Annotated in this window: 6 protein-coding genes and 1 tRNA gene; 5 read left to right on the top strand and 2 right to left on the bottom strand. The window is 43.7% G+C overall.

Annotated elements, in window-relative coordinates; genetic code table 11:
* Positions 1-27: 27 nt before the first annotated feature.
* A tRNA-Arg gene (locus RDO37_RS00735) sits at positions 28-102 on the bottom strand.
* A gap of 144 nt (positions 103-246) precedes the next feature.
* Complete coding sequence (locus RDO37_RS00730; RefSeq protein ID WP_308497771.1) at positions 247-1425, bottom strand: flagellar assembly protein T N-terminal domain-containing protein; 1179 nt, start codon at positions 1423-1425, stop codon at positions 247-249.
* 547 nt (positions 1426-1972) lie between these two features.
* Here RDO37_RS00730 and RDO37_RS00725 point away from each other — a divergent pair.
* From RDO37_RS00725 to RDO37_RS00705, 5 genes are all read left to right on the top strand, one after another.
* Entirely contained in the window at positions 1973-3220 is a 1248-nt protein-coding gene (locus tag RDO37_RS00725) for a FlgO family outer membrane protein (protein ID WP_308497770.1), read from the top strand.
* A 26-nt stretch (positions 3221-3246) separates the two neighbouring features.
* Entirely contained in the window at positions 3247-3705 is a 459-nt protein-coding gene (locus tag RDO37_RS00720) for a hypothetical protein (RefSeq protein WP_308497769.1), read from the top strand.
* Positions 3706-3983: 278 nt separating this feature from the next.
* On the top strand, positions 3984-4454 hold the full coding sequence (locus RDO37_RS00715) for a flagella synthesis protein FlgN (RefSeq protein ID WP_052338925.1): 471 nt from the start codon (positions 3984-3986) through the stop codon (positions 4452-4454).
* Between the two features lie 891 nt (positions 4455-5345).
* Complete coding sequence (locus tag RDO37_RS00710; protein ID WP_308497768.1) at positions 5346-7958, top strand: hypothetical protein; 2613 nt, start codon at positions 5346-5348, stop codon at positions 7956-7958.
* A 102-nt stretch (positions 7959-8060) separates the two neighbouring features.
* Positions 8061-15125 (top strand): AAA family ATPase, encoded by a 7065-nt coding sequence (locus RDO37_RS00705; RefSeq protein ID WP_308497767.1) that lies wholly within the window; start codon positions 8061-8063, stop codon positions 15123-15125.
* The last annotated feature ends 70 nt before the right edge of the window (positions 15126-15195 follow it).

Genomic DNA, 15195 nt, shown 5'->3' with positions numbered 1-15195 from the left:
TATACATGAGTATATAAAGAATGAAGGTGGCGCCCCCAGTAGGAATCGAACCTACAACTAGCCCTTAGGAGGGGCTTGTTATATCCATTTAACTATGGGGACACGGCGCATATTATATGCAAAAACACGAAACGTTGAAAGAGTTACGCGTGCATGGTTTATAAGCCTTAACAAGGAGTGCAAAAGAAAAGAGCTGATCTAAGATCAGCTCTTTTCAATAGCCTAAATAAAGCTTAATAACTTAAATTACATCTCTTCTTTTAACACTACTAGGTCGTCAAGCATTACGTTAATTAAGGAGTTGTTCATATCAACAGGTGCTAAGGTAGCAGCATTTGGAGATACGTTGATTACCTTGTAAGTGCTCTTAGTGGTGTTGTTCTGGAAGTAGGTCATAGAGTGACGATCGGTGTAATCAGTGCGGTGAATTACACTAAATTTCATACCAGGCTTGATATTAGCGCCTTCACCGAGGTTGATACGGATGTGCTCGTCATTAATTTGTACAACACGTGCGTATGGAACCTGGCAACGTAACTTAGAAACGATGTCAGCAATCGCGTACTTGGCGATCTGATTAACTCTCTGACCGTAGTCAGATGAGGCAAAACGATCAGTACGAATGTTTACAGCACCCTTAAGATTCCACTCAGCATCTCCGGTGTATTCCTTATTTAAGATCTGGCGGCCGTTGTAGACGTCATAAACCTGAACGTTAAAACGAATGGTACGTACAGGGCTGTACCACATCTTAGTTAACTCATTATTGCCGGTATCGGACTTAGCAATAGAGCTAATGTTGCCAACAATGATGAACTGAGCCTGAGTACGACGAGAAATAGAGTCTAAAGTACGCTGTAAGTTGTAATCTGGACCTGATGAACCCTGATGAGTCAGAAGTCGTGAGTTATCAGCAGGTAAAATGGTTAAAGCAGGGCTTTGTGCGACACCAGAGTAGATGATCTTACTTAAGTACTCATTAAAGTCCTCTAAACCTGCAGCACTTGCTGAAGCCTCAGGATCTTGATAGCGGAACTTAAAAGGTAAGATAGTCTTCTTAATGTTGCCTGCATAGCAGTCTAAAACTGAATCATCATCAATGAGAGCCTTAACTAATACGGTGATAACCTTGCCGTTTTCTTGCTCTTCAACTACCTGCATACGGCGGATAGGTGACTTAGCCTTAATACGGAGCTTTTCATCAAGTAAGGTACCGTTTTCTAAAACCTGCTCGATGCTGATGTCAGCACCTGCTTGTAACGAGGCATTGCGTAATGCATCGTCAATAGCAGCGCGACGTGCTGCAGCTCGATCTCCATTAATAATGGCTGCTGATCCATGGGATGTATACCAACCTGCAAATGCTGATTGGCTAAACAGAGCCATAAACAGAGCAATACATAAAGCTTTTAAAGAAGCTCGCATTTTAATCTCTCCGATGATTACGAGATTGCCTCATGATCCTGCAGTATTGGATCAGACATAAAGCCTGTGCCCATCTGACATCAAAAGATCATTGCTGATCGGGTCATTGTTTGAATAGAAGGTGCAAGTGAGTAACAGCAAAGTTATCTACAACACATTCTTGCTCAAGTACGACAACTATATGCAGTGATATTACAAAATGTAAGATACGCTGTACAAAAGATGTTGCAAGACAACAAATTTTTGTCTGAGCACAGTTTGTCATATTTACTGCTATACCCACGCAATGGCTCATAAAAAAGCCATTGAAGCGGCAATACCCTCAACTAGCTTTGGTATAGAGCAAGAAATATGCAAACATTTGTAAGATGCACACAATAGTGCAATGACGCGAATTAGGCGATCGTAATCGTCAAAAGATCTGCTAGACAGTTGTCATCGTATCATGGCACTGTTATTGCACCTTGTCGCAATATTCATTTATAGATGCGGCGGATATAATGCTATCCGCAGCTATGTGCTGCTCAAAGAGATTGAGGTTCAGGAGATGCAATTTAAGTCATCATTGCTCGTAGCTTTATGTGCGAGCTTATTACTTCCTGGCTGTGTTGCGGTTAGTAATAATCAATCAAACATACCGTCTAACGCTCGTATTCAGGGAGTTAGCTCCGTTCAAAGCGATAAGTCTGTATACCAGCAAAAGGGTATGGAGATCAGTGCTGTTACCTCTCGTATGGCTACCACCATGCAAGAGCACATGCTCCACTATCTGCTCCCATATGCTCCAGTAGATCGCACTTCTGAGAAAGGCGATGTCAAAATTGTGACCATGCCACGCATCGCTGTTACCTCATTTGTAGATACTGATACTTTTGAAAATGCAGGCTACTTAGGTCGTGCATTAGCTGAGTTCTTCACCCATGAGATGTCATCACGTGGTTTTGAAGTAACTGAGTACAAGTTAACTGGCAGCCTTTCTGTTACTAAGGATGGTGATTTCATTCTGTCTCGTAACTGGAAGAAGATTGCTAAGGATACCAATGTTAAGTATCTGCTTGGCGGTACCATCACCCGTAACAACTCAGGTGTGGTTTTAGTGTCTCGTGTAATTAACATGCAGACTCGCCAGGTCATCTCTTCAGCAACAGATTTCATCCCATACAATCTGTTACCAGCTTGCTATCGTACTGTAACTAAGCAGTGTGATTTTGCTGGTGCTGGCGGCTATCTGTCAAAAGAGCAGATTCGTGAGGCCAACTACTACAAGACTAAGTATGTAGAGGCACAGAGCAAGCTTGATGCTTTAACTGCTAATAGCGCTGCTGTTAAGGCAGAACGCGCCCGTGCTCAAAAGGCTATTACCAAGGCTCAGATTGTTTCTTCTAATGGCAAGCCATTAGGCGGTGTATACCTTTCTGCTGATGCTGCTCCCAGTGTGGCAATGACCACAACTTCAAGCGCTAACGGTTCTAAGGCAACCACCGCTAGCTCAGGTACTACTGGTTTTACCGCTACCCCAGAAGAGCGTAAGAACTACAATTTCTTTGACAGCTCTGATGAGGGCCCAAAGACCAAGCCTGATCCACGTTTCAAGGATAATGTTGTTGTAGGCGCTACTTCACGCGGTAACTACGATGTATATCTTGAGGATACTGCCTCAGACAACGTTATGCCTACCTGTATCTTAGGTAAGTGTAAGGATCCAGTTGTTTATCCTGCTAACACTTATCTGCACAACACTATGTTAGTTCGCGATACTGCTGATGAAAGCGGTTATAGACGCGTTAGCAAGTAATGTAGGGCATTAAGGTAGATTGAATTATGAATAAGTTTCTAAAAGCATCACTTTTATGCGCCGCATTAGTAATGAGCACCACTGGCTGCAGCACTATTATGAAGAATGCATCCATGGTGGTTCACTACACTGACACTGGTGTTAATGAATTAGACGACTTCCCAATTTTACGTGCTACTGGCTATGCTCCTTTATCACGTCAAAAGGGTGCAACCTTAGCTGAGAAGCAGATTAATGCCATGAGAGCTTCTAAGATGGAAGCATATCGCGAGTTAACCGAGCAGGTATCTGGCGTATATATCAAGGCTATGAATCGTAATTCTGACAACATCGAGCGCGAAGATCGTTTAAGCGCTGAAGTTGAAGGCTTAATTCATGGTGCACGTGTAGTTCGTCAGTATCCACTGGGTGACACTTATGTTACCGAGCTTGAGATGGATACCAAGCGCATTTACGAACTGTACCAAATCCGTGGCGCTCTCTAATTGCCACTGATTTTGCAGAGCACATAGCATTAATGGCAGAGCTTCGGCTCTGCCTTTTGCGTTTATGGGCCTTTCCATGTATCATATTTCACGCTGTCTTTTGTAATTGACAGTGCGTGATTTGCTAACAAGGTTGGATGTATTGTTACTTTTAGCGAGCAGTTTGTTTGGCATTAAGATCAAACACTCAGGCTCACTAAAATCATTGTCTGCCTTTGTTTGACTGTTCACGATAGGTTTCTTTTTGGCACTTTTCGGCCATAGTCATAGGTACTCTCATGATTACACGTCGTTCAATCAATAAAGCAAAACCTGTATCAGCAATTAAGTCATTAGAAGACTACTTAACTGAGCAGGATGCAATATTAGATGCCGTAATCCGTATCCTCGGACGTGAGTACACCGCGATTAAAGATCGTCGTTTAGAAGATCTCGAGACCATTGCTGAAGATAAGTCATCATTCATGTTAAAGCTTCAGGCCAATGATCAACGCCTTAAGCTGCATCCTGATGCTCCAATGCTCAAGACCGTATATGCAGATCGTGTCAATGCATTAAAAGAGAAGCTCAATCAGTGCAAGACCATGAATGAGACCAACGGCAAGCTCATTTCCTTATGCTTAGCTGCAAACCGTCGCTTAACCTCAGTGCTCATGTCAGCACGTGATCGTATGTCACGTAACATGACTTACAACGACAAGGGCAACACTGTAGCTACAGGACCACTGCGCGTTAACATCAACGCCTAAGATAGCGATCTTCTTTCACTCAAGATTCTCATACCAGGCCAGCATCATGCTGGCCTTCGTTTTTCTAAGCTGGCATAACGATAACAGCCATCAAATAGAGTTTATAACTCACATCTCGCCGCATTTAGGTATCAATCTAATTAAAGGCTGCTCATCATCTCTGTCCAAGCAATATCGCTTAGCGCCACCAACCAACCAACCAACCAACCAACCAACCAACCAACCAACGAGCAAACTAAGCAGTCCCAACTCATTGCAGCCAACCAACCGAGCAACCAACCAACCAATCCCAAGCATTAATATCGCTTCCGTCGTGGTTTTATTGTGAGGGCACTAGCCTCAGTTAAAGCAGTTACATAAGAGTGGCTTATTTATGGGATTTTTGTGTCTAACAGTAGTTTGATTTTGCAGATCCCTTTTTTGCAAATAAGTCAAATCGTTATCTTGGAACCATCACTAAGATTAATAGCATCAGCATTAAACGCATTTTTTAGCATTAGTTTAATGATTATGCTAAAAATTGCGATTTTTGCCACTTTTAGTACATTTTCGTGGAAATTGTGAGTATTTCATTTCTGATGGCCAAATTTTTTGAAGAGAAAACGTGTGCGTCTCAGACCTAAAAAAGATCGAAATTTACCAATTCAATTTTTAAATTACCAAATTTTTACGTACAAAATTACATGATCAATATCGCAAAAATTTTGTAAAAATAGATAAACATCAGCTTTACAAATGCAAAAAATCGCGCTTTAAATAAGTATAATTTATAGTTTCATTCTGCCATCAATTGAAAGGTGCAAGATAAAAGGCACGAGCTGATAGCAAGGTGCTTATACCTTGATAGCAGCTCAGGACCTAAATCTTAATTCTGAGTTCGATGGTATAGGCATGTCTTGTAACAATACTTCTACTCAGTGCGGCGTTGTAACCTCTGCACCGAAGATCAAGCGCGATAGTAAAGGCAGAATCTATGCTGAAGTACATGTGCGCTTTTTAAGTTATGAAGAGGGATCACTGCATAGCACCTTAGTTGATAGTGGCTTTGAACTTAAGCCAGCAGAGTTCTTTGAAAACTACTCGCTCAACGCTACAGCTAAGATTAAAGACGACTTATCAGTAAAAGATCAGATCACTAAGAGCCAAGATAGTAATGCACTCATGTTGCCTTTAGCAGAGTCACAACAGAAGGCGCGTGCATCCAATAAAGCTAAGCAAAGATCATTAGATAAAAGCGGTGATCTTGAGCTCTTCGAGCGTGCGCAAAAGCTCACTGAAAGCTACTCACAGCTTATGCTCAGTCATGGTGTGTTACCTCATGATCTGATGGATAAGCTTATTGAGGCAGCCAAGCTTGATGAGAAAAGTGCAGCTGCATATCGACGCCCGCGCCACAACAGCAAAGAAAGTGATGCTACTAAGACAACTAAGAGTGCTGCCAACACAAAAGATCTCTATGATAACAGCAATGCCTTGGCATCGGCTCTTGCTAGTGCTTATAGTGCTTCAACTTTCATCCCCAATAATCGCTACCACGCTTTAGATAGCGGCGATATTAAGGATGAAGGCAAGTCATCTGCACTTGTTGACGAGATTGATGATCTGAGCGCAGTAGGTGCATCTAAATTTAGATTGGGGGCTAATAATCTAGATAAGCTCTCCTATCTCAAATTCTTAAGAGATACCAAGGATAGTATTGCCTCGGTGCGCTCGCAGAAGTCTAAAAAAGCCTCTGATCTTGTCCAGATCTCAAGTGAGCTTAATGCTATAGAGAAGAACCTTGAAGATGAGATTAATAAGTGCGAGTACTCCTTAGAGCACGCAAGAGCTACAGACTTACTTCTAGACTACGCCAAGAGCACTACTGATGCTCAAAGACTTAAGCCTAATTGCGATAAGAATCAGGTAGTAACTGAGCGCTACTTACGTTATTACGGCAGCAAGGACGAGCTTGAGAGGCTACGTAATGTTATAAGCTCACTCTTGCCTTGTCAGATAGTCGCTTTGTGCAAGCTCAATACTGTGCTGCCATATGGTCAAGATAATAAAGATAACCCTTACTACGACGCTGTTGTAAATGTCATTGTGAAGCTCTACATCAAGTCAGCCTCCCCATGCTCACTTACATCATATGTCTACGATACGAGCAGCATGCTCAGCAATACCAGCACAAGCACCATGCTCAGCTCTAGCAACCTGTCCAGCTCTAGCAACATGTCCAGTTCTAGCACCATGCTTAGCTCTAGCCTGAGCTCTGGCAACATGTCCAGTTCTAGCAACCTGCTCAGCTCTAGCCTTGCCGCAACATCATCAGACTCATCAACTAGCACCAGTGTCTCTACATCATCATTTGTAGAGTCAAAGGACTCTAGAGCAAGCAGCGCCTCTCAGGCGAGCAGCGCTACATATTCTCTGGATGAAGAAGAGATAGTGCCTGCTAAGCTGCTTGGGCTTGATGCTCTTGTTCTAATGCCTTGTGTAGCTGCTACAAACAGTGATGAAAGCATCTTGGATAAGGATTTGACTGCATCTAAGAGTGCTAATTGTGAAGGTACTAATCAAGCTAGCCTCAACCTTAGTTGCGATCTTCCTAGCTTAGTTAAAGAGATTGATGCTAAGAGCGGCCAAACTGAAGATGACATAGCGTTAGAGCAAGACACAAATAGCAATGGTGATCGTAAAAATGACCTACTATGCGTATCTTTAGTGGAAGAAAAATTTAGATCTTGTGATCGTGTTGGCAAAAATCAAGAGTCATCAAAAAAAGTTTTTAGCGCTCCTAAAGATGATAAACATCAGCTTTTAGAGATAAATGAACGAGCTGAGAATACTTCTGAGCATAGTGTAGATAACACTGGCACTGATCACAAAGTATTCGTAGATGATTCATATAACACTTCTAAAAATTCATCAGACCGAGAGAAAAATAACAGCTCACAGACTAAGCCAACCTCCACTGATGTAGCTGCAGCTACTAAAGCAAGTGCTAGAGAGCTAAGCAGCACTCAGTTAGCCACAACCTCAACAGCAGTAGATGCCAATGCTTGTGCAGTCTCAAGTGCAGATGCTAATGGTGCTATTAGCTCCTCAAGTTTAGAGCATGTATCTGTAGATGTATGCAAGGAAGCAGTAGCTGCTGCAAATACTGCTACAAGGCTTGCTGATCAGCTCATTCTCTCTGCTGATATTAAGGGCGCTTTAGCTGAGTTACTTGCTAAGGAGTTAAGAGAGCCTCCGGTTAAACCAGAAGTCTTTAAACAGTCATTAGACAGCATTGTCGATTGTGAGGCCTTATACAAGTCACAGCATGACAGCCAATTCCATCAGGGATGCAATGTAGCTGCTAGCGACGATGCGATTAGTAAACGTCTACAGAGCATAGGTTTAAGCCCTCAGCCGCTTAAGAGTGTGCTCATAAGTAAGATTCACGAGCAAATAGCAACCCAAGAACAGCCTCCTACCAATACTGCTGAGCAGATAAGTGCATCCAAAGCTACTCCTTAGTCATGAGGCGCAAAGTTATCTAGCTGTATCTGAGAAGAGTGCTTGGCTTAGTCAGTTCATAACTTAGTAGAAAACATCGTTGTTCTTGAGGTTTGTTTATTCATGTTACGCGTTTTACCAACAACTGTTGCTTCAATCACCACTAGCTCTGTAGGCACGGAGATCTTTTACAAATTTGCCGCCAAAGATCTATTAGAGGATGCAGCTGTCGCAGCTGATCCCGAGCTCTTAGCTCTAGCTGATAATCAGGCTACACATAAGGTCAACATTAGTGATCTCTATATGCCGCTCTTTACTCATGATGAAGGTAAAGAAGCCGCTACAAGCAATCCTGCTAGTGCCACCAAGATCGCTGCTACTAGATCATCCATCGGCGACCCTGCTAGTGGTGCCAAGATCGCTGCTACTAGATCATCCATCGGCGACCCTGCTAGTGGTGCCAAGATCGCTGCTACTAGCTCATCCATCGGCGACCCTGCTAGTGGTGCCAAGATCGCTGCTACTAGCTCATCCATCAGTGATCCTGCTAGTGCCACCAAGATCGCTGCTACTAGAACATCCATGAGTGATCCTGCTAGTGGCACCAAGAGCGCTCAGAGCAGCCTATCAATTAGCGATCAAGCTGATATGGCAAGCGATGCTCAACGATGTGCAAGTGATCTTAATGTAATTAATGCAGATCACGATCTAAGCAATTTTGTTGAAGATCTTAAGATCGCAGCTAGTAATGAAACTAAGTGCACTTCATTAGATGCTGATAATAGCGCTTATGTGTCTCCATATGATCTTATGCCTAACGAGTCTGAGCTTATTGATCTTGCCTTGTTTGCAGCGCCCGCTCCAAAACAGAGATCGCATGAAGCTCATGTTGATGCTCCTTGTGTGTCTGACAATACCAAGTACATTCATCTGCCAAATGAAGATGACTATCCATATTTTTCATACGCTGATTTGTTACTAAATGCAGAGCAGCAAAGCTTATACAGAACTGTAGTAGATCAGCATGATTGCTTTAGACCATGCGTTGATGTTCAAAAGCATGGTGGTAGTGGCTGGTATCTGCAGGCAGGTTCATATGTCATAGCCATGCCTAAAGATAAGCGTCCGTTAAGCTTCGGTATTGATCAGTACTTAGCTAAAAGTACTGCTGTACAACGCTGTTGTGATCTTGAGGATTTGCATATTGCACCACGTGCATTGTCATTGCAGAGCTGTTCTTATGCATATGCAGTAGCTAATGCTCGCTTTGAATGTGTGTTTGAAGATAAGACGGTAGATCAGCACACCCTTAACCTGCATACAGACCTGAGCTTGTCCTTTAGAGACTTTATGCTGCGCTATAGCGGTGTGTTCTTAAATGATCTCGACTCTATCAGCAGTGCCTATAAACCTTATGTAATCACATCTAAGGAAACTACATCTACTGATCTTAGCTATGGCGATGTTGAACTTGGTGAAGATCTTACTGATCCTGATCAAAGCAAAAATCTGATCTCTAATGAGTACAGAGATTTTAATCATGTATATGCATCCTCACTTAAGAGTCGCTCTTGGTGTGTGCAGGATGATTTTGAACGCGTATTACTACACTGTTTGAAGGTACCAGCATCTCAAGTGACTGCTAACTCAGAGGCATTGTTCTATGAGGAGCTCTTAGATATCAATCCTTATGCCCAAGTAATTGAGAGAGCGCCTGAGGATAAGACTAGTGCTAGTGCAGAAAAACATCTTGCAGATAGGCCTAGTGCTGCAGTGAACATATTTGCTGATGAAGATGGCGATCTTAATGACTTTATAGCAGGTGTGCAGGTTAAAGAAGTAGCAGGACGCGACGCGGGCTATGACTTTGGCCTGGTAGCTAAGGATCGTGATCTTTTGGGTCGCCCAAAGTTTTTTAATGCAGCAACTTGTGTTGCTACTTGTTGTTCATTTGATGACTTATCTGACTCTTCTATCTATGGCTTAGTTGCTAGCACAAAGGTTAATGCAGCCATTCAGGGCATGCATAGAGGTGATCTTAAACATGATTCATTTCCGCTAAGAGCGGGCGCTGCTGAGCGATCTTCCATCTTTAGTCAATTAGATATCTCAAATAGCTTATGTCCCAGTCTAGGTTCATTAGCCTCTCATGATTTGAGTACCGACCATAGCACTAGCGTGCTGTTAATCATTCCTCTAGTTAGATCCTCAAATGATGGGCAGCAACATGACGATGAGTTTATTTCTGATATCGATAAGCATCTAGCTAAGTCACTTAAGGCACAAGCTTTACTGAGTGTAGATAACTCACTAAACGAGGGTAGGCATGAGCAGCTCAAAAGAGAGCTCGTAGCTTTAAGTGCCACAAGTGATAAGCCACAGAGCGTTGCTGCTAATAACGATCTTAGTTCGTTTGAGCCGTGCTCCATACCCGTCATTTTGGCAGGTAATAGCCAGGTTAACTCAGATAGTAATGCAGCTAGAGCCTGGGGCTATGGACAGAGTGATGACTCTATACAAGCTCATGATGAGCAGCTCGTTGGCAAGGATGTCACTTTTGAGATCTTAAAAGAACTACAAGAGGATCACATCAAAGATGTTCCTTTGTTACAAGCGGCTAGAGCAATTGAGAAAACCCATGATGTAGAGGCAAAACCACCTCCCATAAATTCAAAAGCAATTGCGCCCATGAATACGCGAGCTAGTGCTCCTTTAAATGTGAGGGCTAGTGCTCCTTTAAATATGGGGGCTAGGGCTCTTATACCGACAGAGGCTAGTGAGCATAAACAGCAGGCAGCAAACGATAGCTTTACAGATGTGGGTAAGTCAGTCACTACAACAGTTGAAACACAAAGGAGCTTAGAAGACAGCAAATTCAAACACATATTGACCATTACACCGTATAGCGGTGCTGATCAAGAGCGGCACTCAAATGAGAGTGTCACTTTTTTAGAGTGCCAAGCACTCTACGGCTATAACCTCACTAATCTTCTGATCACTAACACTAATCGCCTCAAGCGTCTTGCAGATATCTGTGCCATTGGTCCTAGTGAACAGTTCATTCCTGAGCGTCCGCGCTTCTACGACAGAAAGAGCCTCATGTGGGCTGTTATGCCGGTCGAGAAAGAACGCAAATCAATTGAAGAGATCAGAGTCAGTGCCTTTGAATACTTTTTGAGGACACTGCTCAGGGAGACATTTATGAAAATTCAATCTACCTCCAATGGCATGGGCGTAAACAGCACTGCTAGTGCTGAAGAGCTTGCTTTTATGAGCGACCTTAAGCGCATGCAGGTATGTAACTCATCTTTAGCTGATGAGGTAAACCCATCCTCAGCTTCTAATGCAGACAGCGTAACTTTAGCTTCTAATGCAGGCAGCTCAAATTTTGTTGATGAGAAGTCTACTCATGCTTTGCGTGGTGATGTACATGGAGCTGATGCTTCTAATTGCAAGACAGTGGCTGCTGCCACTCAGGATAGTAAGAGCAATAGTGCTCAAGATCTTGAGGAGAGCGTAGCTTCAACCTTTGGTGCGGGCGTTGATTTATCTGATTTTGATGACCACGTGAAAGTCTCATTAGAGGATGATCTTAATGATGAGATCAACGTTGGTGAGCTTGAAGAGTTTGAGCTAGATGAAATGGAGCTTGAAGCAGAGCTTTCTGGCGAGTCTGAGCTTGATGAAGAGGGATCAGGCAAACACTGGTATGAGGACGACGAGGTTAGTGAGCGTTTTTATAACCAGGCTATGGAGCGCATTGCTAATGCAACTTTCCATGAAAGTAAGCGTCATCAGATGGTCGGTGCATTAATGGATAAGCACAGTGATAAGACCTCCAAGTGCAATTGCGATCGCCGTGAGATTGATGAAATTAGCATCACTAACGAAGCAGGCGCTCCATGCTTTGGCATGGCTATCTTTAACCAAACTCCTAATGCTGCCATGAATAACTTCACTCAAGGACAGACTATGGATCCTCGTACCATGGCTTACTCTCCACTGCCAAAGGGAATGAACTCCAATAACTCTGCACGTCCTCTAAATAACTATGCTACCGGCTATGCTCGTCCTAATGCTCCTTACAGCCAGGATCGTCAGATAATGATGAGCCGGCCTGACATGGCTGCAAGCAACTCAAAGTGGAATGAGCCAGCGATACAAATGCGTAACGCTCCTGCTGTAAACAATAACTATCAGCAAATGCCAAAAGGTAGAGCACAAGCTCCATATGGCAACGTGCCACAGCAAGTAAACCAGCCTCAAGCAGCAAATCAGCCTCAAACAGCAAATCAGATGAGTCCAAAAAACTATGGCCCATCTGCAGCTTATATGAATCCTTATGCTTGTATGCCTCAGGCTCAGCATTACGACTGCACTGCTGACTACAGTGTTAACAGCTCATTTAAAGACGGCATGAGCGCAAGTAATTCTGCCAATGCATGGAATTACCCTCAGGGGGGTGCCCAATACAAAGGTGCACAAAACAGCGCCTGCATGAACAACACCATGCAGCAGCTACACCCAGTTCCACAGCAGCCACGTGTTGCAGAGCCAGTACAGCTGCAGTCACGTGCTGCAGCACCAGTACAGCAGCAGCCACGTGTTGCTGCTCAGCCTCAGCAGAGATCACAAGAACTACAGCAGCAGCCACAGCTTGCAGCTACCACCTCTACAGCTTCAGTGGTAAGCCATGCTTCTGCTCAAGTTCCAGTACCCGTTCAAGCATCAGCTCAAATGCCAGCAGCTAATGCTGCAGCAATGGGTGCAGCAAGTGTTGCTCAAGCCAATGGTGGTGTAGTTGCTGATGGTGCTGGTGCAGAACAGGGCCTGTTAGATGCTAATAGCACTTTAGCTCATGCCAATAACGAGTATTTAAACAAGCTCAACGCAAAGATTCAGTCACACGCTACTGTACATAAGATGCAAGAGCTTAAGGCTCAAAATGCAGCCTATGTACAGGAGCACATGAATGAGGCCAATAAAGCCAATGCTGATCTTGTAGCTGTTACAAATGAACATCAGAATGCTCATTCAAGTGTTAATGCAGATCCTGATGACAAGATTGCTACTCATAGCGCTCCTGTCGCAGTTTGTAATGAGCATATGGATGATAAGGCTAGCGGTGGTGCAATGTCGTCTGGTGATCTAAAGGCCTGTGAGGTGGCTGATACAGCTAAGGCTGATCTTAAGGAACTGGGCAAAGATGTAGCAAGCACTGATAGTGCTGCATCTGAGGTTTATCAGGGCCGTAGCGTGAAGAGCCTTCTTTCCAAGAAAGTAGAGAGCGTGCTTAAGAGTGGTGCCATGTCCTCAGAAAGTGAGAGCGAGGAGCAAAAGCCAAAGCTTGTCGACTGTAATGCAGCCTTTGGTATGTTCGATGGCAAGCTGCCTATGGTTAAAGTCCCATACCATGCACCTGAGTGCTTAAGTAATGTGCCTCTTATCAACCACAGCTATGTCTTTGAGCCTGAGTTACTTACCAACATCTTAATGTTCTTAGACAACCCAGGTCATGACTCCTTGTACTTAGCTGGTCCATCAGGTTGTGGTAAGACTTCAGTAGTGTTTGAAATTGCTGCGCGTTTAAAGTGGCCTTTAGAGTCCATCACTTTATCGCAAAGAACTGAGGTGGCTGACTTAATTGGCCGCAATGTGCTGCGTAACGGCGAGCTTACTTATGAGTATGGACCACTAGCTAAAGCCATGATTTATGGTGAGATCTTATTACTCAACGAAATTGACTTACTTTCTCCAGGTGAGCTCTCTGCTCTCAATGATGTGCTTGAAGGTAAGACTTTAACTGTAGTTGGTAATGGTGGCGAGAAGCTCTATCCAGGTGAAGGCTTTAGAATTATTGCCACTGCAAATACCAAAGGCTTTGGTGATGACACTGGCTTTTATCAGGGCGCAAGATCTCAAAATCAGGCTTTCTTAGATCGCTGGCATTTTATTGAGTGCAATTACTCAAGCAACAAGCAAGAGTTTGCCATGATCAGCGCTGCATTCCCTTCTATCAATCGGGATTTTGTGAAGCTGTTATTACGCTGGGCAAATGTAATTCGTTACGGCAGTGACACCATTCCTCACAGCGCTCGTAACTCAGTGTTAAAGACATTCATGGTCTATGATCGCTTCTTAACTGAGAAGAATGCTAACAAGAACAAGAGCAGTGATCTTTTAACTGAGGACTTACCAGACATTGCTGCAGCTATATGTAATGCCGTAAATAGCAGCAACGAGGAAGAGGAGGCTCACAAGCAAGAGGATCAAGAGTACTTAAAGCTCTTACGTGAAAAGGGTGGTCCTAGCAAAGTTAAGGGCAAGCGCAAGAAGTCATCTGATGATGAGAGCGCTTCAGGCAACGAGAGTACTGATCTTAGTGATGCTGAGATCTCAGCAACTCAAGAAGACGAGCTTACTATTGATGTAGTTAAGCGTGCCATGAACATGACCTTGCATGAGTCAGTTAACTACTCCGGTAATCAGATCTCAGCTCCTTTATCTGAGCGTTCATTACTGCGTATCTGCCGTTTCTATGTCAATTACCCTCATATGTGCGTACAAGAGTGCATTGATGCTGGCTTTGCTTCTCGTCTCCCTCCTGATGAGTATGAGTTTGTACTGCGTCTTAGCTACGACATCTTTGGTTATGGCTCTGGCTTTAATCAGCTGCCACACAATGTTGCCATGGATGATAACTACTTAGCTTTACGTGCTAATTATCCTGCTATAGATCAGGCTATGCGTAACTTTGAGGACTTTGATGGCGAGCATAAGAGCGCAAAGGATGACAAGAGCACCTCAAGCAAGGCTAAAAAGTCAAAAGCCAAGTCCAAGAAGACTGACTCCAAGTGCGTATCTGAAACATCAGCCCAGTGCTCTGATGACACAGCCTCAACTAGTGCGGGCGCTGATGTCGCTGCTACTTGTGTAGCATCTGCTAGCGCTGATGGTTCAGCTAAAGTAGCCGATAGTGCTGCTCAAACTAGCAATGAAGTAGCTACCAAGCTAAAGCGTACTCGTAGAACTAATAGCGCCAAAGTAAAAGAGGCTCAGCTTGAGGAGAGTGTTGAGTCCTCAGCTGCAGCATCTGAAGTATCTGCAGCTGCCTTTGCAGAGCCTGACTCAACAGCATCGACCGCTCTTTTATCTGATGCATCCGAGGAGACTGAAAAGACAGAGTAGGTTTAATTAGAACATTGGGCATTTGTCCCTTTAGCAAGCGCTAGTTAACGTACATCTGCTTTATATATGA

Source organism: uncultured Anaerobiospirillum sp., from assembly GCF_902485895.1.
GTDB classification, from domain to species: Bacteria; Pseudomonadota; Gammaproteobacteria; order Enterobacterales; family Succinivibrionaceae; genus Anaerobiospirillum; species Anaerobiospirillum succiniciproducens.
The sequence above is the reverse complement of the archived record's forward strand: the minus strand, read 5'-3'. Positions and strand labels throughout refer to the sequence as shown.